The organism is Xenorhabdus beddingii (assembly GCF_002127545.1).
In the GTDB taxonomy this organism is placed as follows: domain Bacteria; phylum Pseudomonadota; class Gammaproteobacteria; order Enterobacterales; family Enterobacteriaceae; genus Xenorhabdus; species Xenorhabdus beddingii.
This window is the reverse complement of sequence record NZ_MUBK01000001.1, coordinates 37,006-61,309: the sequence shown is the minus strand read 5'-3', so window position 1 is coordinate 61,309 and position 24,304 is coordinate 37,006. Positions and strand designations below refer to the sequence as shown.

Here is a 24,304-nt window from a genome sequence, read left to right as displayed (position 1 = left end):
GGTTACACGGGTTAAGTCACATTGGTTCATTGACACGCTTTTGTCTATACCGCTGTTTCGGGCTGTTCTGTTTTGAATTTTAGTTCATTTTTGTTAATTTTTTATGCACATATCTTTTGGCTATAACGTTTCAGCCAGCCTATTTATTACGTTTAGAAAACGTTAAATTATCCTTGGTTTTCCCGCCTTAAAATCCCTTTTGGTTATAATTTTCCAATAAAATTTAAAATAATTTGTTAAAATTTGCAGATTTTTATGATTTAGCTCAAGGTCTTTATAGACAGCTAGTGAATACTTTGTTACTTTAAGACCCTGTATTCTAAATTGGTATTACCAATTGACTTTAGCCCCGATAGGTAAGGCTCAATCGTTAAGGTTGAGTTAGCCAGGGTACAGTCCGAAGCAACATTTACTCATTGAATGGCTTACAGCAGATATGGCCTATAGCAAGATCCGCCAACCAAAGTTATCAGATGTGATTGAGCAGCGTCTTGAACAGCTCATTCTCGAAGGCTCGCTACGCCCGGGAGAAAAGCTGCTGCCTGAGCGTGAGCTGGCGAAACAGTTTGAGGTATCACGTCCTTCGTTACGCGAAGCCATTCAAAAACTGGAAGCCAAAGGCTTTCTTTTCCGTCGTCAAGGGGGAGGAAATTTCGTACAGAACAATCTGTGGCAAAGTTTCAGCGACCCGCTTGTCCAACTTATTGCAGAGAATCAAGAATCCCAGTTCGATCTCCTGGAAGCGCGTCATGCGTTAGAGGGTATTGCCGCTTACTATGCAGCCCTTAGGGGAACCGATGAAGATTTCAAACGCATTGAGCAGAGCCATCTTGCAATTCAAGAAGCCCAGCAGAGCGGGAATGTGAATGCGGAATCTGAGGCTGTCCTGCAATATCAGCTTGTTGTCACGGAAGCTGCCCATAACGTGGTATTGCTACATTTATTGCGCTGTATGATCCCAATGTTAGAACAAAATATCAGGCGCAATTTCGAATTCATCTATACCCGAAAAGAAATGTTGGCAGCCGTGAGTGACCACAGGGCTGAGATTTTTCACGCTATCATGGCGAGAGAACCGGAAAAAGCCCGAGAGGCTTCTCATCGCCATTTGGCCTTTATTGAAGAAGTTTTATTGGATCTGACTCGTGAACATACTCGTCGTGAGCGTTCATTGAGGCGGCTCCAGCAACATCAGGAATAAGAGCCTGTCCCTTGGGGACGTCATTGACAAATCAAATTCCCGAATGGATAGGTTCTAAACTTGACTGTACAGATCCTGACTGCTGCGTTTGTACAGTTCGTCAACTCTTTATCCAAGAGTTTTAGCGGCAATATATAGCAGGGCCTATCTTCCGGTCATAACGGGCGGTTAGTCAAAGGGTATGACCAGAAGATAGGCTCCAACAATCATTAGAAATAGATAACAGATAAGGAATACACCATGTCAGATATTTTGAAAAATGACGTGGATCCGATCGAAACTCGCGATTGGTTACAGGCGATCGAATCGGTCATCCGTGAAGAAGGTGTTGAGCGTGCTCAGTTCCTGATTGATCAGGTTTTGAATGAAGCTCGTAAAGGTGGCATTAACGTTGCTGCAGGTACTGCAAGCCGTGATTACATCAACACTATTCCTGTTGAGGATGAGCCTGCTTACCCTGGCAACATGGATTTGGAGCGCCGTATCCGCTCTGCTATTCGTTGGAATGCCGTGATGACCGTTCTGCGTGCGTCCAAGAAAGATCTGGAACTGGGTGGGCACATGGCTTCATTCCAGTCTTCTGCTACTGTTTATGACGTTTGTTTCAACCATTTCTTCCGCGCTCGTAGCGAAAATGATGGCGGTGACTTGGTTTACTTCCAGGGCCACATTTCTCCGGGCGTTTACGCGCGTGCATTCCTTGAAGGTCGTCTGACTGAAGAGCAGATGAATAACTTCCGTCAGGAAATCGGTGGTAATGGTCTGTCTTCTTATCCGCATCCTAAACTGATGCCTGACTTCTGGCAGTTCCCGACGGTTTCAATGGGTCTGGGGCCAATCTCTGCCATTTATCAAGCGAAGTTCCTGAAATATCTGGAACACCGTGGTCTGAAAGATACCTCTAAACAAACTGTTTACGCTTTCTTGGGCGACGGTGAAATGGATGAACCAGAATCCAAAGGTGCGATCACCATCGCAACCCGTGAAAAATTGGATAACCTGGTATTTATCATCAACTGTAACTTGCAGCGTCTGGATGGCCCGGTAACCGGTAACGGCAAAATCGTTAACGAACTGGAAGGGATCTTTGACGGCGCTGGCTGGCAGGTATTGAAAGTTCTGTGGGGTGAGCGTTGGGACGCTCTGCTGCGTAAAGACACCAGCGGTAAACTGGTTCAATTGATGAACGAAACGCTGGACGGCGACTATCAGACATTCAAGTCCAAAGATGGTGCTTATGTTCGTGAGCACTTCTTCGGTCGTTACCCAGAAACTGCGGCATTGGTCAAAGATATGACTGATGACGAAATTTGGGCCCTGAACCGTGGTGGTCATGATCCGAAGAAAGTTTACGCTGCACTGAAAAAAGCACAGGACACGACGGGTAAACCAACGGTAATCCTGGCTCAGACCGTCAAAGGTTACGGTATGGGTGATACCGCTGAAGGTAAAAACATTGCCCATCAGGTCAAGAAAATGAACATGGAAGGGGTTCGCCAATTCCGTGATCGTTTCAATGTACCTGTCTCTGATGAGCAAGTTGAAAACCTGCCATACGTGACTTTCGATAAAGATTCTGAAGAATCCAAATATCTGCACGAGCGTCGTAATGCACTGGGTGGTTATTTGCCAAGCCGTCGTGTGAACTTCGACGACAAACTGGAAATCCCAGCTCTGGAAGATTTCAGCTCTCTGCTGGAAGAACAATCCAAAGAAATTTCTACCACTATCGCTTTCGTTCGTGCATTGAACGTGATGTTGAAAAACAAGTCGATCAAAGATCGTCTGGTTCCAATTATTGCCGACGAAGCACGTACTTTCGGTATGGAAGGTCTGTTCCGTCAAATCGGTATCTACAGCCCGAATGGTCAGCAGTATACTCCGCAAGACCGTGAGCAGGTTGCATACTATAAAGAAGACGCTAAAGGTCAGATCCTGCAAGAAGGTATCAACGAACTGGGTGCGGCTTCATCCTGGCTGGCGGCTGCAACATCTTACAGCACCAACAACCTGCCAATGATCCCGTTCTATATCTACTACTCCATGTTCGGATTCCAGCGTATTGGTGATCTGTGCTGGGCGGCAGGTGACCAACAGGCTCGCGGCTTCCTGATCGGCGGTACTTCAGGTCGTACTACCCTGAACGGTGAAGGTTTGCAGCATGAAGATGGCCACAGCCATATTCAGTCCCTGACTATCCCTAACTGTATCTCTTATGATCCCGCATTTGCTTATGAAGTGGCGGTTATCATGCATGACGGCTTGGAGCGCATGTATGGTGAGAAACAAGAGAACATCTATTACTACATCACTACCCTGAACGAAAACTATCACATGCCGGCAATGCCAGCAGGCGTTGAAGAAGGTATCCGTAAGGGTATCTACAAGCTGGAAAGCATGGAAGGCGCTAAAGGTACAGTGCAGTTGCTGGGTTCTGGTTCTATCCTGCGTCATGTTCGTGAAGCCGCGAAGATCCTGTCTGACGAATACGGTATCGGTTCTGATGTGTACAGCGTCACTTCCTTCACTGAACTGGCTCGTGATGGTCAGGATTGTGAGCGTTGGAACATGCTGCACCCATCAGAAGAACCTCGCGTTCCTTACATTGCTCAGATCATGAGTGAAGCACCGGCAGTTGCGTCTACTGACTACATGAAACTGTTCGCAGAGCAAGTACGTAGCTTTGTTCCTGCAAGTGACTATCGTGTACTGGGTACGGACGGTTTCGGTCGTTCTGACAGCCGTGAGAACCTGCGCCACCACTTTGAAGTTGATGCTTCTTACGTGGTTGTTGCAGCTCTGGGTGAACTGGCTAAACGTGGCGAAGTTGATGTGAAAGTGGTTGAAGAAGCTATCACGAAATATAACATCAACCCAGAAAAAGCTAACCCACGTCTGGCATAAGAGGTAAAGATTAATGTCCATTGAAATTAATGTACCTGATATTGGTGCGGATGAAGTTGAAGTTACCGAAATCATGGTGAAAGTCGGTGACACTGTAGAAGCAGAGCAGTCCCTGATTACGGTTGAAGGTGACAAGGCGTCTATGGAAGTCCCCTCTCCACAGGCGGGTGTGGTTAAAGAGATCAAAATTGCGGTTGGCGATAAAGTTGAAACCGGCAAACTGATCATGGTGTTTGAATCCGCAAACGGTGCAGCAGAAGCTGCGCCCGTTCAGCAGGCAGCAGCTCCGGCGGCGGCACCTGTAGCGGCTGAAAGCAAAGAAGTTAACGTACCTGATATCGGTGGTGACGAAGTTGAAGTGACCGAAATTATGGTCAAAGTCGGTGATACCATCACTGAAGAGCAGTCCCTGATCACGGTTGAAGGTGACAAGGCGTCGATGGAAGTTCCTGCACCCTTCGCAGGTACGGTGAAAGAGATCAAAATTGCCGCTGGCGATAAAGTCAAAACCGGTTCTCTGATCATGGTATTCGAAGTGGCGGGTTCTGGCGCAGCACCTGTGGCAACAGCGGCTCCGGCAGCAGCACCGGCGGCATCTGCGGCGAAAGAAGTCAACGTACCCGATATCGGTGGTGATGAAGTTGAAGTGACCGAAATCATGGTCAAAGTGGGCGACACCATTGCTGAAGAGCAGTCCCTGATCACGGTTGAAGGTGACAAGGCGTCAATGGAAGTTCCTGCACCTTTCGCCGGTACGGTGAAAGAGATCAAAATTGCCGCTGGCGATAAGGTCAAGACCGGTTCTCTGATCATGGTATTCGAAGTTGCAGGTGCAGCACCTGTGGCAGCGCCGGCAGCGGCTCCAGCTCCTGCGGCTGAACCTGCGAAAGCCGCACCGGCAGCAAGTAAGCTGGCTGAAAGCAAAAACGAATTTGCAGAAAATGACGCTTATGTTCATGCGACTCCTGTGATCCGTCGTCTGGCGCGTGAATTTGGTGTGAATCTGGCTAAAGTCAAAGGTACTGGCCGTAAGGGTCGCATCCTGCGTGAAGACGTTCAGGCTTACGTGAAAGAGGCGATTAAACGTGCGGAAGCAGCACCTGCTGCTACGGGCGGCGGTCTGCCGGGTATGCTGCCTTGGCCTAAAGTTGATTTCAGCAAATTTGGTGAAATCGAAGAAGTTGAAATGAGCCGTATCCAGAAAATCTCCGGTGCTAACCTGAGCCGTAACTGGGTCATGATCCCTCACGTTAACCTGTTCGATGAAGCGGATATCACTGAAGTTGAAGAATTCCGTAAACAACAGAACAAAGAAGCTGAGAAGAAACAGCTTGGCGTGAAGGTCACTCCGCTGGTATTCGTCATGAAAGCCGCTGCGAAAGCACTGGAAGCAATGCCTCGCTTTAACAGCTCCATCTCTGAAGATGGCCAAAAGCTGATCCTGAAAAAATATGTCAACATCGGTATTGCGGTTGATACGCCTAACGGTCTGGTTGTTCCTGTCTTCAAAGATGTCAATAAGAAAGGCATCATGGAACTGTCAAGAGAACTGGCTGAAGTTTCCAAGAAAGCGCGTGCCGGTAAGCTGACAGCTTCCGACATGCAGGGTGGTTGCTTCACTATCTCCAGCCTGGGTGGTATCGGCACAACCGGTTTTGCACCTATCGTGAATGCACCAGAAGTCGCGATCATGGGACTGTCCCGCTCTTCCATGAAACCCGTCTGGAATGGCAAGGAATTCGTTCCACGTCTGATCCTGCCTATGTCTCTGTCTTTCGACCACCGTGTGATCGATGGGGCAGACGGTGCTCGCTTCATCACTTATATTAATCAATTGATGAGCGACATCCGCCGTTTGGTGATGTAATGCTAAGGCCGGTATATTTACCGGCCTAATGATTACTGTCGTGACAGATATTTTCTCCTTGCATCTGGCAGGTTGGGATTTCTGTCACGTTAACGCGCTTTTCAGGTTATTTACAATTCTGTAAACTGCTCGCGGTGTGTACGTCCCGGTGGAATATGGTTTTTTTTCGTCTGACCCGCCGGACAAACAATTAAGAGGTCATGATGAGTACTGAAATTAAAGCCCAGGTAGTGGTGCTTGGAGCAGGCCCTGCTGGGTATTCTGCTGCTTTTCGTTGTGCAGACTTAGGCTTGGATACCGTTTTGGTTGAACGCTACTCTACTCTGGGTGGTGTCTGCCTTAACGTGGGTTGTATCCCATCCAAGGCGCTGCTTCATGTAGCAAAAGTGATTGAAGAAGCCAAGGCGCTGGCACAACACGGTATCGTGTTTGGTGAGCCACAAACTGATATCGATAAGATCCGTCTCTGGAAAGAAAAAGTCATTTCTCAGTTGACCGGTGGTCTGGGCGGCATGGCTAAGGGCCGTAAAGTTAACGTTGTTAACGGTGTTGGTAAATTTACAGGCGCTAACACTCTGGTCGTCGAAGGCGAAAACGGCGCAACAACGATTAATTTTGATAACGCCATTATCGCAGCGGGTTCACGCCCAATTCAGTTGCCATTCATTCCACATGCTGATCCTCGCGTATGGGATTCTACCGATGCACTGGAGCTGAAAACGGTTCCGGGACGCTTGCTGGTCATGGGCGGCGGTATTATCGGTCTGGAAATGGGAACGGTTTACCACGCTCTGGGTTCTCAGATTGACGTGGTAGAAATGTTCGATCAGGTGATCCCTGCTGCGGACAAAGACATTGTTAAAGTGTTCACTAAACGTGTCAGCAAGAAGTTCAACCTGATGCTGGAAACTAAAGTGACCGCAGTAGAAGCGAAAGAAGATGGCATCTACGTGACAATGGAAGGTAAAAAAGCCCCTGCTGAACCACAGCGTTATGATGCGGTTCTGGTGGCTATCGGCCGTGTACCAAACGGTAAACTGTTGGATGCAGGCAAAGCAGGCGTTGAAGTTGATGAGCGCGGCTTTATCCATGTGGATAAACAAATGCGCACTAACGTGCCTCACATCTTCGCTATCGGTGATATCGTTGGTCAGCCAATGCTGGCACACAAAGGTGTTCACGAAGGTCACGTGGCGGCTGAAGTTATTTCTGGTAAGAAACATTACTTCGATCCAAAAGTTATCCCATCCATTGCTTACACTGAACCAGAAGTGGCATGGGTTGGTCTGACTGAGAAAGAAGCGAAAGAAAAAGGCATCAGCTATGAAACCGCGACTTTCCCATGGGCGGCATCAGGTCGTGCAATCGCATCTGACTGTTCAGAGGGTATGACCAAGCTGATTTTCGATAAAGAATCTAACCGCATTATCGGTGGTGCTATTGTTGGTACTAACGGCGGTGAACTGCTGGGTGAAATCGGTCTGGCTATCGAAATGGGCTGTGATGCAGAAGATATCGCTCTGACCATCCACGCTCACCCGACACTGTACGAATCAATCGGTATGGCTGCAGAAATTTACGAAGGCAGCATTACGGATTTGCCAAACCCTAAGGCAAAGAAAAAGAAATAATGCTTTAGATTTTGCAGTGGTGAAAAACGGCTTCCACCATGGAGGCCGTTTTTATTTACCTGCACAATTAAATTTATGGCATCTATTTTCTAAGACGATAAGTATTGTCGATCGCTGACCATTCACGTCTTTCCGATGGAATTAACTTCAAACATCTCATTTTGACTTATTTCATTGATAGTCGTTTGAAATAATCGTTTGTATCTTTCTTTGGGTGATTCTCTTATATGCATCCTTGATAATAAGTTATCAAAGATTTTTTTAGGAGATTTCATAATATGGCCCAATATAATGATTTAATTACAATATGTTACACCGCCAATTAAAACTCGACAGATAATTACCCAGAGAACCGCTTCTTTTAAGTTTATATCCATTAGGGGTTGATATCCATTTATTACTATTGGCGGGGGTGAGTCGCATGGTGGTTGTACCCAAAAAACTCTGATCTGTGGGAGTAAATCCAAAATGTTCATAGATGGGTTTAGAATAGGGTTCTGCGTTTAATATTAATCTTCCTGAATGATTTAGTGAGACGGATAGATTGACTGCATATTCAATAAGTAAACCGCCATATCCCTGACCAGAAGGGTAGGTCAGCATATACCCGATTTTGTCATCAGGCTCAGAGGAAGAGGCCGGTGAGGCGGGTATGAAAATCATAATACCGACGGGTTTTCCTTGAACTGAGCAGACAAAATAACGATGTTTTTGTAATCCTCCAATCTGTTCATTTGAATAAATATCTTGTATTGAAGTGCTTGTTTTTATAAATGTGTTATGTCTGTTTATTTCTGATGGATCTTGAAATGCTCCCATTTCACATTGAGATTCATTCGTTTTTATCTGGTTAAGGTTTACCAACATTTGAGCTTTTGAAACTTCTCTAATATTGGCGGGGGAATTCAGGTCATTTAATTCTCGGTTTGTAATCATGGTATGACACTCTCTTTTTCCTTAATCTATAAGTGAATGACATTTCAATACATATACTCAACTCATCGGTTGGCAAATCGGCTTCTGGCGCCAAAACGATGGCCCGATTTTTTGCATAAGTCAGTTCAGGAAAAAGCGTTCTGAACGTATCAACTAATGTCGTCTGGCAGTGGAAAAAGAGAGCCACATGCGAATCACCGAAACGGCCCAATCGGATTGTGGTGCCCGATCCCGTTTCAAGGGTAAGATAACTGGGCTGCCCCCATTTCAACGTCTCGGTAATTAAGCCGACTCCGTCCGTTTTTGATGCGACGTCAAATATTAACTCTCTTATCGTCAATAACAACTTTTGATATCGTTCAGGATAATGATTAAAGACGGAATGAACGTCGTCACATTGAAATGCTTTCATGAGATGATTGCCTTATCCGTTAATTTGTATGTTGTAGTATGGAAAGGGAAAATCTGCGCGTCCAATAAAAATTCTGATAGAAATTAAGGGATTTTCAGGTTGAAATAGCAACAAATAGTATTTCAAACTTTAATACACTCTTTAAACTCATTTATCCAGAATTTTATCATGGTTCAATGTTGATTTTATGTGAATGAATTAACATGCCATTCAAATTTTGGTATGCTAAACGCCCTAAGTTGAGCATAATTATAACGTTATGCGAGCAAAATCCTCTGACCTGGCACCCTTGATGATTGTTTTAGAAAGTTATTTTAGATGATCGTTACCGGGTGCAGACAGCCGGGTATATAAAATGACAATGAGAGCGAGGAGAAAGTCGTGCTAGAAGAATACCGCAAGCACGTAGCCGAGCGCGCAGCTCAAGGCATCGTCCCTAAGCCGTTAGACGCAGCTCAAGTAGCAGCGCTGGTCGAATTACTGAAGAACCCACCTAAAGGTGAAGAAGATTTCCTGTTAGACTTACTGACTCACCGTGTTCCTCCTGGTGTCGATGAGGCCGCTTATGTTAAAGCGGGCTTCCTTGCTGCCATTGCCAAGGGTGAAGCCGCTTCACCCCTGGTGACACAGGAGAAAGCCATCGAATTACTGGGAACCATGCAGGGCGGGTATAATATCCACGCTTTAATTGATGCCCTTGATGATGAAAAACTGGCACCTATTGCGGCGAAAGCGCTCTCTCATACTTTGCTGATGTTTGATAGCTTCTATGATGTGGAAGAAAAAGCTAAAGCAGGTAATGTCCATGCCAAACAGATTGTTCAGTCATGGGCTGATGCAGAATGGTTTCTGGAACGCCCTGCGTTGGCAGAAAAAATCACCGTGACCGTCTTTAAGGTCACGGGTGAAACCAACACCGATGATCTTTCTCCTGCGCCTGATGCGTGGTCACGTCCTGATATTCCTCTACATGCTCTGGCCATGCTCAAGAATGCCCGTGAAGGTATTGAACCCGATCAAGACGGTGCCGTAGGCCCGATTAAACAAATCGAAGCTCTGAATCAGAAAGGCTATCCGTTAGCCTATGTGGGGGATGTTGTCGGTACGGGTTCTTCCCGTAAATCAGCCACTAACTCCGTATTGTGGTTTATGGGTGAAGACATTCCGTTTGTGCCGAATAAACGGGGGGCTGGTGTCGTATTGGGTGGAAAAATCGCCCCCATTTTCTTTAATACCATGGAAGATGCCGGGGCATTGCCCATTGAGGTGGATGTTTCCAAATTGAACATGGGTGATGTGATTGATATCTATCCATTTAAAGGTGAAATCCGCCACCACGAAACCAATGAATTATTGTCTGCCTTTGAGCTGAAAACGGATGTCCTGATTGATGAAGTGCGTGCCGGTGGCCGTATTCCATTGATTATTGGTCGTGGTTTAACTGGAAAAGCGCGTGAATCACTGGGGTTGCCACACAGTGAGGTATTCCGTCAGGCAAAAGCGGTTGCGAAAAGCGATCGCGGCTTCTCATTGGCGCAGAAAATGGTCGGGCGTGCCTGTGGTGCAACCGGTATTCGTCCGGGAGAATATTGTGAACCTAAGATGACTTCTGTGGGTTCTCAGGACACCACCGGGCCAATGACGCGGGATGAATTGAAAGATTTGGCGTGTCTGGGCTTCTCTGCGGATTTGGTCATGCAGTCATTCTGTCATACTGCGGCTTATCCAAAACCTGTCGATGTGACGACACATCATACTCTGCCTGATTTCATCATGAACCGGGGTGGGGTATCGCTGCGACCGGGGGATGGCATTATCCACTCATGGCTGAACCGCATGTTATTGCCGGATACGGTGGGGACAGGCGGTGACTCTCATACCCGTTTCCCCATCGGTATTTCTTTCCCTGCGGGTTCAGGTTTGGTGGCATTTGCGGCTGCAACGGGCGTCATGCCGCTGGATATGCCGGAATCAGTATTGGTTCGTTTTAAAGGGAAAATGCAACCCGGCATTACTCTGCGTGATTTGGTGCATGCCATTCCTTACTATGCGATCCAGCAAGGTTTATTGACCGTTGAGAAGAAGGGTAAGAAAAATATCTTCTCTGGTCGCATCCTCGAAATTGAAGGCTTGCCAGAGCTTAAGGTTGAACAGGCATTTGAGTTGGCTGACGCCTCTGCGGAACGTTCTGCTGCAGGTTGTACCATTAAGCTGGACAAAGCGCCAATCATTGAATATCTGCAATCGAATGTTGTGTTGTTGAAATGGATGATTGCTGAAGGTTATGGTGATCGCCGGACATTGGAACGCCGTATTATCGGTATGGAAAACTGGCTGAAAGATCCGCAATTGCTGGAAGCGGATGCAGATGCAGAATATGCTGCGGTGATTGAAGTCGATTTGGCTGACATTAAAGAGCCTATTTTGTGTGCACCGAATGATCCAGACGATGCAAGGTTGTTGTCAGACGTTGCTAACAGCAAAATTGATGAAGTCTTTATCGGTTCCTGCATGACGAATATCGGTCATTTCCGGGCGGCCGGTAAGTTGCTGGATCAGCATAAAGGTCAATTACCGACCCGCTTGTGGGTTGCACCTCCAACCAAAATGGATGCCGCCCAGTTAACGGAAGAAGGTTATTACAGCGTCTTCGGTAAAAGTGGGGCACGTATTGAGATCCCCGGCTGTTCATTGTGCATGGGGAATCAGGCGCGAGTGGCGGATGGGGCTACTGTGGTATCGACTTCTACCCGTAACTTCCCGAACCGTCTTGGTTCTGGTGCCAATGTTTATCTGGCTTCTGCGGAACTGGCTGCCGTGGCTTCATTATTGGGGCGTTTGCCAACACCGGCAGAATATTTGCAATTCATGGATAAGGTCGATGAAACCGCAGCAGATACCTATCGCTACCTCAATTTTGATCAATTGAGCCAGTACACAGAAAAAGCGGATGATGTGATCTTCCAAACCTCAGTGTAAAAAAGTATATTGCAATGAATAGGAGGCTAAACGCCTCCTTTTTTTGTATTAACTTTATGGCAGTTTTTGTGTCAGTTTGTGGACTACTTCAGAGGTGGGTTGAGCAGAAATGTTTAAAATCCAGTTGGGTCCGTCGTAAGCGAAAAATAGTGGAGGTGCGTAATGGAATATGAATTTATGCAGGATGTTACTGGTCAGGTGACAACATCTTTTTCAATGGATCATGAAGCCATAGGCCATTGGTTGAATGAGGAAGTAAAAGGTGATTTGACCGTATTGGATAAAATCACTGTGGCCCTGAAGGATCTTAAAGGCAGTGAACGCCAGTGGCAGTTAGTCGGTCATGAGTATACTTTATTGATGAGTGAGGATGAAATCATGATCAGGGCCAACCAACTCCAGTTTGACACAGAGATGATAGAAGAGGGAATGAGTTATTATGATAACGAGAGTCTGGCTTTTTGTGGCACAGACGATTTTATCGTTATGTTAGCTGATTACAGAGAGTTTGTTTTGCAAAATACGCAATAAATAAGGGACCCTGTTTACGATTTTGTGCAATCGCCATTTAATATTCAACTTTGTGCGCTAATCTTTGTGGTCACTGAGTGTTTGTTCATACAAAAGATCGGCCGCACGATTGCAAAGTTCTGTAAATATGGCGATTTCACCGTTAGACATATTAGATGCAACGATGTCGGCCATGTTGTGTCTGCTTAATTCCGCATTGTGCAAAAACATTAATCCTTTTTGACTTAATTTTGTTGCCAATTCACGTTTGTCGTTTTCTCCGAACTCTTGCTCTATGAGTTCCTTATCTTTTAGCGACCGCAGAATTTTGGAAATTTTCGATCGAGTAAACCCTAACTTTTTGCCGATAACACTGGGGTTCATCGGCTGAAATTGTCGAAGTAAATACAACGTATCATATTGGGGCCATGACACGCCTTCAGGATTTGTCATCGTTCTCCTGGCAACAAGGACACATTGTAACTTTCCTAATGCACGTTCAAAAGGGGTCATTGTGGGTTCATGAATGATTTGTTTTCCAGTGGTCATCCCAGAGTGTATTTCGTTCAATTCGTTGTCGTTTTTCATACGATTTTCTTAAGGTAATGTTCTTAAAGTAATGTGCTTAAAGTGGTATTTGCTTATAGCTGTAAAATCGCCATATTTTACTTTATCTATTATACACGGATAAGGTGATGACAAACGTTTAAATAAGTACCCGGCTTAAAGGCGGTTTTTTAACCTCACGGCATGTACATATTCATTATATATTGATGCGTTTTCCCCACTCGTCAGGTATACCAGATGAATAACGATACACTCTGCCATGACGAGTGACTACTCCTTGCATAGCAAGGAGTAGTGCAGAGAAATCTACAATTTTGAATTGTTATTTAGTGATCAGAGAATATATTATTTCTGTTAAGAACATCTTCATAATCATGCAATGCTTTAATTTTATCGTTTATGAGTTCAAATACATTAATATATAAACAATAAAAATCTTTTTCATGCGGTAATGTTTTACCATTCAGACGATATTCAACAATAAAAGTATCAGGATTGTTGGTTGGGTACATTTTTACATCCTGAACGGATGTAAAGATTAAAGGTGCCTGACCAAAACTTTCTGAATAATGTTCATGTATATGTGATTTACCCTCAATAATATCCCGAGTGGTACGAAAAGGGAGTTTTAAAATACCTTCGTCATGGAACAAAGAAGCCAACTTTGATGGTGACTTTTCGATAACGGCATCTATATATCTGTTGAACACGAGATTAAGCATTATTTATCCTCATTCATTTTTAGGGTTATTGATGATCTCTTTATCCATAAAATAACCAATCAATTTTTTGAACGTTTCTACATTGATATTTGGAAAATCTAATCCAAACGTTTTAATGGCTTTACATGTGATTTGATTGTTATAGAGGTGATCACCGATATTCAAAACATCTTCTTTGAAAAGATGAATCAATGACCCCAAAGCCACGTCATGCCCATCAACCACCATCTGTTCTAGTTTTTCTAACCACTTAGATTCAGAAACAATTTCAATATCATGTCCCGTTTGTTCGATGGCTTGATAGATTGGTGTGAAATTCGTACTTTTAGGGTGGAATAAGTGAAAATTATGGCCACTCTTTTTGGACGTCGATAACGCGACGATCGCCTGAGCGACAAAATCAACAGGTAACAGGTCAGTAGCCAATAATTCGGGAAAGGGGGCTGCTCTCATTTGAATAAAACTTTTAATCTGGCGCCATAAGAAATCATCTTCTTGACATGCCCCAGTCATACTATCACCCGATATGCGGCCTATTCGGTAAATATTGATATCGACCCCTTGAGATCGGGCGTCCTGCACATACTGTTCGGCTACCCATTTACTTTGGGTGTAACCAATGGACAACGAATGTGGATAATCAGGGAGACTGTTTTCTGTGATCGGTTGGTGAGGATAATCTGGCGCAAATACAGCAATCGTTGAAATGTATTCGAGTTTTTTATGGGCGTAATGGCAGCAAAAATGAATGATTTCTACGATCCCATCGACATTTGTTCCCTTAACAGAGCGATAGGGAAGAACGAAATTAATGTGGGCGGCACAGTGATATACCTTCGAAACCCTTTCTGATAAGGACTGATATTCTTGCTCGGTTAAACCCAAATTTTTCTTAGCCACATCACCAATAATAATTTTAATGCGCGAAAAATCGATGTCATATTCGATCCCGTATCTCTGTGCATTTTCTTTTACCCGGGCAAGACCAGCACCGATATCTTTTGCTCTGATTAAACAAAAAATATCACCCGTCAATTGGGATAATAAAGAGCGCAGTAAATAGATGCCCAGAAAACCGGTAGCACCTGTGAGTAACACATTTCCGCTTTCGGATACACTCGTTCTCTGAACGTAAGTCCAGTCATGTGGAACAGTGGCATCATGAATAAATGTTTTCTCAATGTCATGACTCGACCGTTTTCCGTTGGTCAGAACGCTATCAACGGAAGCCGCCATATCTCGTAACGTGGGGTTGTTGAATAATAATTTAAGAGGAAAGTCGGCGTTAAATTGTTTACGCAGTAAGTAAACTAATTGTGTTGCTAATAATGAATGTCCGCCGATAGTAAAAAAGTCATCTTTGACTTTAATGTGCTGATTCGGGAAAATTTGTTGCCACAGTAATTTTATTGTTTGTTCAGTGTTAGTGAATACTTTTTCATAACTGTCTGATGTTACGTCATATTTATTTTTGATATCAATGTGATGCAGTGCTTTTCGATCGATTTTACCACTGGGGGTTGTGGGTAAGTCAGGTAAAAAAACGAGTTCACTGGGGATCATGTAATCCGGTAAGTAGTCGCGCAATTTCTCTAACAGCGTCCGACTATGCAAGGAAACGGCTGTCGCGACGAAAGCGACTAATTGCCTATTTCCCGCTGATATTTCTTTTCCAATGACAGCAGAGACTTTGACTCCATCAAATGCATTGAGTACGGCTTCTACCTCGGATGGCTCAATCCTGAATCCACGAATTTTTAATTGGTTATCTATACGGCCAAGGTAGGTAAGCGTGTCATTATGCTCTAACTTAATCAAGTCACCTGATTTATAAGCATGTTGGCTCAATGCACCTGGCCAGCTACGGGTAAAAAAACGTGTTTGGGTTTCATTATGTTTATTGTGATAACCCGGAGAGAGAAAATCACTGAGGATCCAAAGTTCCCCGGCTACGCCGGCGGGAACCATGCGCCCAGATTTGTCTAATGCAAGCAGAGTAAAACCAGGTAACGGGTAGCCGATTGAAGCAGCATCCCCCCATGCAGAGGTGTCTGTCGGCAGGATATAAGCAGAGCAAACATGACTCTCTGATGGGCCATACAGGTTAATTAGCCTCCGGTGATGATTGAACATCTGTTTAATGTCAGATGTGAGAACCAACTGTTCGCCAGTTGAATAAACCTCATCAAGCGTATGAAGTCTGCATTCGTTCATCACCGTTAATTGGGCCAAGTGTTGCAATGCCACATAGGGAAAATAGGCCCGACGAATGCTATTCAATTCAATGACGCCCTGAAGATGATGTAGGTCTTTACGTTCCTCTTCATCTGAAATGTATAATTTTCCCCCGGTACATAATGTGCCAAAAATTTCTTGAACAGAAACGTCAAAAGACAGCGACATATAATGCAGGGTGCAGTCTCCTTCACCACAGACGGTTACGTTTTTTTGCCACGATAGAAGATTGGATAACGTTTTATTCAGTAAACGTACCCCTTTGGGTTGCCCGGTAGAACCTGAAGTGTAAATGATATAAAGCTCATCATCGGGCTGTCGTTGTACTGATTGCCAATTAACACGCTGTACGGATACCGTATCATCTAACACTATTTGGGGAATGTGTGTTGCTAATGAAGCAACGAGTTTGTGTACCGCACCCGTAGTGATCAGACAATCCACGGCTGCATCTTTAAGCATATATTCAATGCGTTCCTGCGGGTAATCGGGGTCAACGGGAACATATGATGCGCCGGTTTTCAACACCGCCAACAAAGAAGCGATAGAATCTGCGTTTCTCTCTAACAATAATCCTACCCGAGAACCAACACTGACCCCATAATGCGTATACAGGAAGTGAGCGAGTTGGTTGGAACGATGATCCAACCATTCATATGACCATTGGCCGTGACGTGTCATTAACGCGATATTGTTCGGATGCGCTTTCGTGTATCTTTCTATCTCGCTGATAAAACATTGATAACCTGCGCCCGCGAGTGGCATGCTTGAACGCTGCGAGAGAGCCAATTGTGCATTTTGCGTAAGCAGATCAATTTCACCGAGTGTTTTGTCACCCCATTCCCCCATCTGCAAAACACTCTGTTTATAAAGTTCCAGCCAATACTGTATTGTGCTTTCTTCGAACAGTTCGGCATTAAATTCCATGACTAATTGATGAGATTGACCCATTTCAATAAATAAAGTCAGGTCGTATTTGGCGGCTTGACCATATTGTTCAGTGAGTTTCACTGAGAATGGGAGGTTCTGGAAAGCATCATCTTTGGTATCGGGCATGACCAGCAGGGTTTGAAAGATCGGGTGACCTGACCCACTGCTTTGGTTGGTACTGGCGACAATCTCCCCAAAGGGTAATTGTTTGTTGAGGTGGGACTCTATAAAACGATCACGAACTGATGCTGCAAATTGATTCACCGTAATATCTGGGTCTAAATAGGATCTAAAAGGTAGGGTATTGATCAGATACCCGATGGTTTCTTCAAATTCACTTTGATCCCTGAGTGTAAATGGAATACCTATAGTGATATCTTTTTGACCGGATAAACGATGTAATAGAAATTGCCAGCATAGGGTCATGTACATGAACGGTGTCATGGCAAGTTTTTGTGCTTGTTTTGATATCCTCAATTCATCAGCATGAGCCAGTTTTATAGGATAATAACCGGCTTTAATGCCTTTACATTCTTTTCGGGAGTGATCAACGGGGAGGTCTATCATAGGAGGATAAGGTGTCAGCACTTTCTTCCAGTAATCTTTCATGGCCGCCGTTTCAGGTCTGACCAACAGTTCTTTTTGCCATTGAGTAAACTTTAAATAATTGGCGCTCGTCACTCGCGTGCTGTATTCCCCATATTCAGTCAAATGGGAATAGCATTGGAGAAGCTCTCTTAAGATAATGCGCACTGAAGGAGCATCAACAATAATATGATGAAAACAACATGCCAACCAGCAGCGTTCCGAACCGGTTGTTATCAGACAAATATCGAACAACGGACCATTCGCCAGGTCATATTGTCTGGCGGACATATTCCTGATCACGTTTTCTGGTTGAGAGAGGTTATCGAGACTTACCTGAACAATATTAAAGTGATAAGTAGGTTCTATGACTTGATAAAGCTGACTTTGATTAAAGGCAAAGCGAGTGCGTAAAATAGGATTAATTTCGATAAGTTGATTCAATGCCCTTTCCAGTAAACGACTATCCAGGGTTGCACTGATTTCTACAAGCAGCGGGACATTATAACTTTCAGGCTGACTTAACGTTTGGGTCAGTAACCATATCCCTTTTTGCCCGTATGTACCAGGCAGGTAAGTTCGGTCATTTAACTCAGGCGCCTTGCAAATTAAAAGCTCAACTAAGTTATGTATCGAGAACGAAGACTGGATATCTTGTGCATTCACACGGGTATTCAAAAATTCGGATAACAAGTTTGCACATTGACGGGCTTCTGTGATGGAAAGGGCGTTTAGTTTGTTTTCATCATACTGTTTCAAATGGTGGTCTAACGTATCCTTGACGGCATTGTATAATGTCTCGTTATGCATCTCTTTTCTCCGAATATTCCCGTTATTTTTTTAAGTTGTTTTTTTGGCTGTGCAGTAACTTGAAATCCATGGATATAAAAGCGCGCTTTAAGCGTTGGTCAGATTATTTGCTAACGCATTAATATTACCTGCCAAAAATACTTCGCCAGACGAAACAGGAGTATTCAATTCTTTGCTGACAAGGGCCGCCAACTTGATGAGATGGAGGGAATTAGCTCCCTGCTCTAAAAAAGGCGTCGCAGGATCTACGTTTTTGCTTCCAATAATGTCTTCCCAAATTAATAAAATTTTTGTTTGTACACCATTTTCCATTTTAGGCATTCCCATGGGTAATAAGTTGAACTAATTGAATGCGATCGCGCTTGCCGTTTTTTGTCATCGGTAACGAATGACAATGTGTAAAGCGTTCAGGCACCATATACGACGGTAATTGAGCGTTAAGAAACTCACGCAGTTCTGTATCGTGCAGTGAGGTTGATTTACTCAGATAACAGGCATGTAAACGAGGTTCATTAGCCGTTTGTTCTACGATGATGATCACATCATCTATTTGTGGATGTGCCCGGAGTACATGTTCTATTCCTGTGATTTCCACCCTGAAACCACGAATTTTACCTATGTGGCTACCACGCCCCAATAAGGTAATTTTGCCAAACTCATCACTCTTAGCACGGTCATCAGTACGGTAATAACGCTGGTGGCAGCCATTAAGATGCAACCAAACAAAACGGTTATGGGTTAACTCAGGGTCTGAATAGCCTTCTGCAAGACCCACACCCCCAATGCAGAGCTCCCCGGGAACATCTGGGGCACAAATCTTAAAGTCATCATCAAGGACAACCATCTTGATAAGCGGTAGCGGGAAGCCAATCGGAACAGGTGAGGCGTTATCAAAAACAGTGGTTGGGGAGACATGATAAATCGATGAAATGGCGGAATTTTCAGTGCAGCCCATTCCGTTGAATATACGCCCGTTGCCTGCTCTGGCTGCGGTTAAAAATAAATCTGCGCTCACAAAGTCACCCGATACAATGACACTGTGAGGTTTATGCAACGTTTCAGGACACACTTCTACAAACAGCCTGAATAATCCGCCGGAAAGGAAAAGGATGGAAATACGTTGGTGAGTGATGATGTTATCGAGCGTGGCCAAATCAGGCATATCCTGCGGGTAAACAACCAGCGTGGCTCCGGTCAAAAGGCTCATCCAGATTTCATTGGCACTCGCCGCAAATGAAGGGTCTGCCAGTTGCAAATAACGATCATTATCGGTATTTCCGAGTTGTTCGACGGGAATGGCAAGACGAGTTAAACCACAATGACGGATAATGACACACTTCGGTTGACCGGTTGAACCTGACGTCATGAGCATCATCACTGGTTCCGTTGCCGCTAATGTTTCAAATGCGATTGGGACGTAATCTAACGTTTCTGCTTTCAACAACAGATCTTCAATAGTGATGGCGCTACAACGGACGGGTGACTTTACATTGTCACCATTGTCACCATTTGTAATTAATAAGCTGGCATTGGCAACGCTGATACATTCGTTCACATATTGCTCAGGGTTATTATTCCCGATGGGAACGAGCACCGCACCCATTCGAATCACGGCCAGCATCACCAAATACAATTCCAGACTGCGCGTTAATTTGACGGCAACCTTATCGCTTTTTTTAATCCCTATTTTTTGTAAAACGGAGGCTATTTTTTCTGACTGCTCCCAAAGATCACGATATGATAACGTTTCTGAATTAAATATCAGGGCTGTTTTATTTGAATATTTTGTGACTACCTCAAATAAAACATCTGGTATCGCACCTAACTGTTCAACATATTTAGGCATGTAGATATCCCTTTGCGCCGTAACTAGGGTCTATTAATAATAGAGTGACAATAAAAATTAAAGTAACAGAATGAGTTTAATCGCTGTATTAAACGGAATAAACTATCAAGAATTAATTAATACCTCTGAGTTATATTTTTTTAAAAAAAACGTAAGCGATTCGAAGTCTACAGTGTAATCTGTAAAACAGTCAAATAGTTTCCCAAAAAAAAATCATTTCTTATTATTTTTTTGATACACCTAAAAAAGAATTTAAAAAACAATCGGATGCAATTGTTTTTCATTGTTCCCCTTACTTAATAATTGACAATCGGCACCTAGGGGTGTGTGATAACTTACGCTCTTTTAGTTAGAGTGAATGAGTGTATACCTCTATCTTTTTTAATGAGTAGAGGTATTAAATATTATATTACCGGATAAGATTATTAACTCATCTTTCACCAGAAATAGAGTCTTCACGAGATGGAAATATTGGATATTTCAATCCGAAATGGCAGCAGCCAACTTGATACTGTCAAGATGCTTTGCCTGTTGTAAAAGCAGAATGACTAACGCGACCACCATTAATCCAATATAACGAGATAATGCTTTTCTATAAACCAGCCCCAGATGATTGCTCTTATTCAACAATGGAACATCAATCAGGAAACATTATGACTTTTGACAAAAACTACGTTGCGGTTATTACCGGTGCATGTGGTGGTATCGGTGAAGCGATCGCGGAACAGCTTGCAGCACAGGGATTAAAATTAGCGCTCATTGATAATCAGGCAGAGATTCTGCAAGACCGGGTAGACAACTTGAACAAGAAGTATCCGCAATTGATTGCCGGTTTTCCGGCAGATGTCACTGACCCCCGGCAAATAGACAACGTCTTTCTTGCAATCAATAACCGACTCGGCCAGGTGGGTTATTTGGTCAATGGCGCAGGAACATTACATCATGGGTCTGTTGAAAACACCGATATTGCTGATTGGAATCATACCATTGCCGTCAACGCGACCGGAGTGTTCAATGTCAGTAAGGCTGCAACCCGATATATGACCGAACAAAAAAAAGGCAGCATTGTTACCATCGCTTCAAATGCTTCCCGTGTACCACGAGCAACGATGGCTGCGTACTGCGCCTCGAAAGCGGCTGCACAAGCCTTTACTTATGCACTTGGGTTAGAAGTGGCTCCCTTTGGTATCCGTTGTAACGTCGTTGCCCCGGGTTCCACAGATACATCTATGCTCCGTAGCATGTGGAAAAAAGAGAGTGATAAAAACTACACATTAGACGGTAATCCGGAACAATTCCGTATTGGTATTCCATTGCACAAAATTGCTACGCCAGAAGAAATTGCGGCTGCCGTTTGCTTCTATCTTAGTGAGGAATCCGGTCAAACGACATTATCGACACTGCTTGTCGATGGTGGTGCCGCGTTGGGGAGTTGTTAATCACCATTGAGGGAGGACGAAATGGACAGAATATTGCCGTACCCATTACCACAGCGAGAAAATTTACCTCAATCAGTGGTAGGTTGGGTGCCCAATCGCAATCGAGCAGCTTTATTGATCCATGATATGCAAAATTACTTTGTTGACTTTTTTGAAGCCGATAAAGACCCGATACACTCTGTGATCCGGAACATCAATAGACTACTAAACACTGCAAGGGAACAGGATATCCCCGTGTTTTATACCGCCCAGCCCGGTAGCATGACGCCTGAGCAACGCGGATTATTAAGCAGTATCTGGGGAGAGGGGATGAAAGCAACGGATGAACACCGTCAAATAGTGGCTCCCCTGACACCGATTGAAGGTGAAACCGTACTCACTAAGTGGCGTTACAGCGCATTCTTTCAGTCTCACTTACTTCAAAGTTTAAGACGTTTACATCGTGATCAACTGATTATTTGCGGCGTATATGCCCACATAGGGTGTCTGACCACGGCGATTGAGGCTTATTCACATGATATAGAAACATTTTTTATATCAGATGCCGTTGCAGATTTTTCGCAAGACAAACACCATTTAGCATTAAGTTTCGCTGCGGAAATCTGTGCCATGGTGGTGCCGACAGAGCAAATGATCTCCCATCTGCTGCCAACTTCCATTGGCCCCCAATTTGCTACTGAAACAAGGACGGTATGATGTCGTCATCAACATTAGCGCCGGCCAAAAATCTCTTTAGTCACTTAATAAACTCAAGCAAGCCTTTTGCCTGTATTTATCGGCCATTATCTGATACTAAAGATTCTTTTTTATACCTTGAGGGAGAAATAACATACGCACGTTCCTTATCAACACTTTCATTAGAACCCTCAAATTCTGATCTGGCACTTGCCGGTGATTTGACGTTGTCTCAATTAGTGATTTTGCCATTCAATCAAATTGCGGAAAAAGGATTTGCTTGTCATGACGATAATGAGCCGGTCATTGTCATGCATGTTGAAAAACAAACCCAGCATAGCGTGAATGATTGGGGATTTATTGAAAGCGATACACCGATAAAAGCCGACAATATCCATTTCGACCTCACGGATGACGCTTATATTCAGATTGTTAATGATGTGATTAACACTGAAATCAGTGCCGGAGAAGGGTGTAACTTTGTGATGTCGAGAAGTCTGGAAGGCGATATTGTCGATTTCTCATTACACCACGCATTATCATTATTTAATAGGCTAATAACAAATGAGCTGGGTTCGTATTGGACATGGGTTGTTTACACAGGCAATCGCTATTTTATCGGTAGTAGTCCGGAACAACATATATTGGTCGATGGTGAACGTGTAGCCATGAATCCAATCAGCGGTACGTTAAAATATCCGGAAAAAAACGTAGAGTCTGCCCTGTATCACTTTGTGAACGACAAAAAGGAACAAAATGAACTCTTTATGGTGGTTGATGAAGAGCTGAAAATGATGAGCCGGATTTGTGATGGTCATATCAGAGTCACTGGCCCGCAGTTAAAAATGATGTCGCGGCTCGCACACACCGAGTATTTTATTGAAGGTTCAACGTTACAACCCATCCCATTTATCCTGAAAGAATCCCTCTTTGCACCGACCGTAACGGGGAGTCCGGTAGAAAATGCATCTCATGTCATTAAACGGCGCGAGCCTCGTGGCCGGGGTTATTACAGTGGTATCGTTGGTGTCGTCGGCATCAGGAATCATCAGCGTTTTCTGGACTCCTCTATTTTAATTCGGACTGCTGATATTACCAAAGAGGGACATTTTCGATTAACGGCAGGGGCAACCATTGTTCGTGATTCTAACCCAGAAAATGAAGCGGAAGAGACGAAAGCTAAACTGAGTGGACTGATATCACTTTTCTTTGATAAAAGAGGGTTAGATAAGCCGGCCGCTCACATTCAGTTATCAGAACCTGCCATACGCCACATTACCAAGAAATTACAACAACGTAATAAGAAAGTATCTTCTTTCTGGCTGGGAAAGGTTAACGAAATTGCACCGATGACCTCTCCTCTTCCCACCATCACACTGATTGATATGGAAGATACATTTACTGAAATGATTGCGTATCAGCTTCGTTGTATTGGATATGAGGTGACCATTGTCGCATGGTTTGCCTCTGTCACCTGTTTACCGCAATTAATGGATTCGGGCAAAGCAGATATCCTATTTATTGGTCCCGGCCCGGGTGATCCCAATGATGCATATCATGAAAAAATGGAGGTGGGACGCACCTTAATCTCAAATCGTCTAAAACACCATTTACCGCTCATGGGGACTTGTTTGGGGCATCAGCTTATTTGTGCTGAATTGGGATTGCCTATCAAACGTCTTTCTCAGACACGTCAGGGAACACAGTATAAAATTACGATTGAACACACGGCATACCAAGTCGGTTTCTATAACAGTTTTGCAGCCATGCACAAACTACCGCATTGGTTTTCTCCGAAATATCATTGTTTAGTTTATCTTGAACAATTAGACGGGCATGAGGTGATTGCATTGAAAACCAGCAACGTTGCATCAATACAATTTCACAATGAGTCGTTCTTGACGGTCAACGCATTTCCCATCTATCACTGGATGATTAACAACGCGGTAGGCAATGTCCATACGGATCAAGTCTTATGACTTCTGGCTTTGATGAGACGTTCGTCACCGTCATTGAGGCAACTTGAGTGATGAAGCATATAGTTTCATTTTTGCA

Annotated in this window: 17 protein-coding genes; 9 read left to right on the top strand and 8 right to left on the bottom strand. The window is 44.2% G+C overall.

The genetic code is table 11. The annotated features are described in order from the left end of the window. The first annotated feature begins 436 nt into the window (after nucleotides 1–436). The 4 genes from pdhR to lpdA all read left to right on the top strand — a co-directional run bounded on the left by pdhR (nucleotide 437) and on the right by lpdA (nucleotide 7,603). Complete coding sequence (pdhR, locus tag Xbed_RS00260; RefSeq protein WP_086110956.1) at nucleotides 437–1,201, top strand: pyruvate dehydrogenase complex transcriptional repressor PdhR; 765 nt, start codon at nucleotides 437–439, stop codon at nucleotides 1,199–1,201. Nucleotides 1,202–1,441: 240 nt separating this feature from the next. Further along, nucleotides 1,442–4,105, top strand: coding sequence for a pyruvate dehydrogenase (acetyl-transferring), homodimeric type (aceE, locus tag Xbed_RS00255; RefSeq protein WP_086110955.1), 2,664 nt, complete (start codon nucleotides 1,442–1,444; stop codon nucleotides 4,103–4,105). Nucleotides 4,106–4,118: 13 nt separating this feature from the next. Beyond that, on the top strand, nucleotides 4,119–5,972 hold the full coding sequence (gene aceF, locus Xbed_RS00250) for a pyruvate dehydrogenase complex dihydrolipoyllysine-residue acetyltransferase (RefSeq protein WP_086110954.1): 1,854 nt from the start codon (nucleotides 4,119–4,121) through the stop codon (nucleotides 5,970–5,972). 203 nt (nucleotides 5,973–6,175) lie between these two features. Further along, entirely contained in the window at nucleotides 6,176–7,603 is a 1,428-nt protein-coding gene (lpdA, locus tag Xbed_RS00245) for a dihydrolipoyl dehydrogenase (RefSeq protein WP_086110953.1), read from the top strand. Nucleotides 7,604–7,903: 300 nt separating this feature from the next. Here lpdA and Xbed_RS00240 read toward each other — a convergent pair whose 3' ends face one another. Then, nucleotides 7,904–8,539 (bottom strand): GNAT family N-acetyltransferase, encoded by a 636-nt coding sequence (locus Xbed_RS00240; protein WP_086110952.1) that lies wholly within the window; start codon nucleotides 8,537–8,539, stop codon nucleotides 7,904–7,906. After that, nucleotides 8,514–8,951, bottom strand: a complete 438-nt coding sequence (locus Xbed_RS00235) for a DUF1801 domain-containing protein (protein WP_086110951.1) — start codon at nucleotides 8,949–8,951, stop codon at nucleotides 8,514–8,516. Before Xbed_RS00235 ends, Xbed_RS00240 begins: the two co-directional genes overlap by 26 nt. A gap of 381 nt (nucleotides 8,952–9,332) precedes the next feature. Here Xbed_RS00235 and acnB point away from each other — a divergent pair, with 381 nt between their 5' ends. Further along, nucleotides 9,333–11,930, top strand: a complete 2,598-nt coding sequence (acnB, locus tag Xbed_RS00230) for a bifunctional aconitate hydratase 2/2-methylisocitrate dehydratase (protein WP_086110950.1) — start codon at nucleotides 9,333–9,335, stop codon at nucleotides 11,928–11,930. Nucleotides 11,931–12,092: 162 nt separating this feature from the next. Further along, nucleotides 12,093–12,461, top strand: a complete 369-nt coding sequence (locus Xbed_RS00225) for a YacL family protein (protein WP_086110949.1) — start codon at nucleotides 12,093–12,095, stop codon at nucleotides 12,459–12,461. Between the two features lie 57 nt (nucleotides 12,462–12,518). On the opposite strand, the gene Xbed_RS00220 is transcribed toward Xbed_RS00225, so the two are convergent. The 6 genes from Xbed_RS00220 to Xbed_RS19650 all read right to left on the bottom strand — a co-directional run bounded on the left by Xbed_RS00220 (nucleotide 12,519) and on the right by Xbed_RS19650 (nucleotide 20,762). Beyond that, complete coding sequence (locus Xbed_RS00220) at nucleotides 12,519–13,028, bottom strand: MarR family winged helix-turn-helix transcriptional regulator (RefSeq protein ID WP_244182370.1); 510 nt, start codon at nucleotides 13,026–13,028, stop codon at nucleotides 12,519–12,521. Between the two features lie 305 nt (nucleotides 13,029–13,333). Beyond that, entirely contained in the window at nucleotides 13,334–13,729 is a 396-nt protein-coding gene (locus Xbed_RS00215) for a nuclear transport factor 2 family protein (protein WP_086110948.1), read from the bottom strand. Nucleotides 13,730–13,738: 9 nt separating this feature from the next. Next, entirely contained in the window at nucleotides 13,739–18,289 is a 4,551-nt protein-coding gene (locus Xbed_RS00210; protein ID WP_086110947.1) for a non-ribosomal peptide synthetase family protein, read from the bottom strand. Between the two features lie 87 nt (nucleotides 18,290–18,376). Further along, nucleotides 18,377–18,601 carry an acyl carrier protein gene (locus Xbed_RS00205; protein ID WP_086110946.1) on the bottom strand — a complete coding sequence of 75 codons (225 nt, stop codon included), beginning with the start codon at nucleotides 18,599–18,601 and terminating at the stop codon, nucleotides 18,377–18,379. 1 nt (nucleotide 18,602) lies between these two features. After that, the gene (locus Xbed_RS00200) at nucleotides 18,603–20,135 is read right to left on the bottom strand and encodes an amino acid adenylation domain-containing protein (protein ID WP_086110945.1); all 1,533 of its coding nucleotides are present in this window, start codon (nucleotides 20,133–20,135) and stop codon (nucleotides 18,603–18,605) included. A 480-nt stretch (nucleotides 20,136–20,615) separates the two neighbouring features. Beyond that, nucleotides 20,616–20,762: a hypothetical protein gene (locus Xbed_RS19650; RefSeq protein WP_167371839.1), complete on the bottom strand. Its 147-nt coding sequence runs from the start codon at nucleotides 20,760–20,762 to the stop codon at nucleotides 20,616–20,618. 26 nt (nucleotides 20,763–20,788) lie between these two features. Here Xbed_RS19650 and Xbed_RS00195 point away from each other — a divergent pair, with 26 nt between their 5' ends. Genes Xbed_RS00195 through Xbed_RS00185 form a run of 3 tightly spaced genes read left to right on the top strand, consistent with a single transcriptional unit; the run spans nucleotide 20,789 to nucleotide 24,228 of the window. Further along, on the top strand, nucleotides 20,789–21,574 hold the full coding sequence (locus Xbed_RS00195) for a 2,3-dihydro-2,3-dihydroxybenzoate dehydrogenase (protein WP_086110944.1): 786 nt from the start codon (nucleotides 20,789–20,791) through the stop codon (nucleotides 21,572–21,574). 21 nt (nucleotides 21,575–21,595) lie between these two features. Further along, a complete protein-coding gene (locus tag Xbed_RS00190; protein ID WP_086110943.1) occupies nucleotides 21,596–22,270 on the top strand; it encodes an isochorismatase family protein in 675 nt (224 codons plus the stop codon). Further along, the gene (locus Xbed_RS00185; RefSeq protein WP_244182369.1) at nucleotides 22,270–24,228 is read left to right on the top strand and encodes a chorismate-binding protein; all 1,959 of its coding nucleotides are present in this window, start codon (nucleotides 22,270–22,272) and stop codon (nucleotides 24,226–24,228) included. Before Xbed_RS00190 ends, Xbed_RS00185 begins: the two co-directional genes overlap by 1 nt. Nucleotides 24,229–24,304 lie beyond the last annotated feature (76 nt).

Excerpts from the sequence above, each read along its gene's own strand:
- Xbed_RS00200 (WP_086110945.1), bottom strand. The coding sequence starts at position 20,135 with ATGCCTAAATATGTTGAACAGTTAGGTGCGATACCAGATGTTTTATTT.
- Xbed_RS00195 (WP_086110944.1), top strand. The coding sequence starts at position 20,789 with ATGACTTTTGACAAAAACTACGTTGCGGTTATTACCGGTGCATGTGGT.
- pdhR (WP_086110956.1), top strand. The coding sequence starts at position 437 with ATGGCCTATAGCAAGATCCGCCAACCAAAGTTATCAGATGTGATTGAG.
- aceF (WP_086110954.1), top strand. The coding sequence starts at position 4,119 with ATGTCCATTGAAATTAATGTACCTGATATTGGTGCGGATGAAGTTGAA.
- Xbed_RS00240 (WP_086110952.1), bottom strand. The coding sequence starts at position 8,539 with ATGATTACAAACCGAGAATTAAATGACCTGAATTCCCCCGCCAATATT.
- Xbed_RS00190 (WP_086110943.1), top strand. The coding sequence starts at position 21,596 with ATGGACAGAATATTGCCGTACCCATTACCACAGCGAGAAAATTTACCT.
- Xbed_RS00185 (WP_244182369.1), top strand. The coding sequence starts at position 22,270 with ATGTCGTCATCAACATTAGCGCCGGCCAAAAATCTCTTTAGTCACTTA.
- Xbed_RS00225 (WP_086110949.1), top strand. The coding sequence starts at position 12,093 with ATGGAATATGAATTTATGCAGGATGTTACTGGTCAGGTGACAACATCT.
- Xbed_RS00205 (WP_086110946.1), bottom strand. The coding sequence starts at position 18,601 with ATGGAAAATGGTGTACAAACAAAAATTTTATTAATTTGGGAAGACATT.
- Xbed_RS00215 (WP_086110948.1), bottom strand. The coding sequence starts at position 13,729 with ATGCTTAATCTCGTGTTCAACAGATATATAGATGCCGTTATCGAAAAG.
- lpdA (WP_086110953.1), top strand. The coding sequence starts at position 6,176 with ATGAGTACTGAAATTAAAGCCCAGGTAGTGGTGCTTGGAGCAGGCCCT.
- Xbed_RS00220 (WP_244182370.1), bottom strand. The coding sequence starts at position 13,028 with ATGAAAAACGACAACGAATTGAACGAAATACACTCTGGGATGACCACT.
- Xbed_RS00210 (WP_086110947.1), bottom strand. The coding sequence starts at position 18,289 with ATGCATAACGAGACATTATACAATGCCGTCAAGGATACGTTAGACCAC.
- aceE (WP_086110955.1), top strand. The coding sequence starts at position 1,442 with ATGTCAGATATTTTGAAAAATGACGTGGATCCGATCGAAACTCGCGAT.
- Xbed_RS00235 (WP_086110951.1), bottom strand. The coding sequence starts at position 8,951 with ATGAAAGCATTTCAATGTGACGACGTTCATTCCGTCTTTAATCATTAT.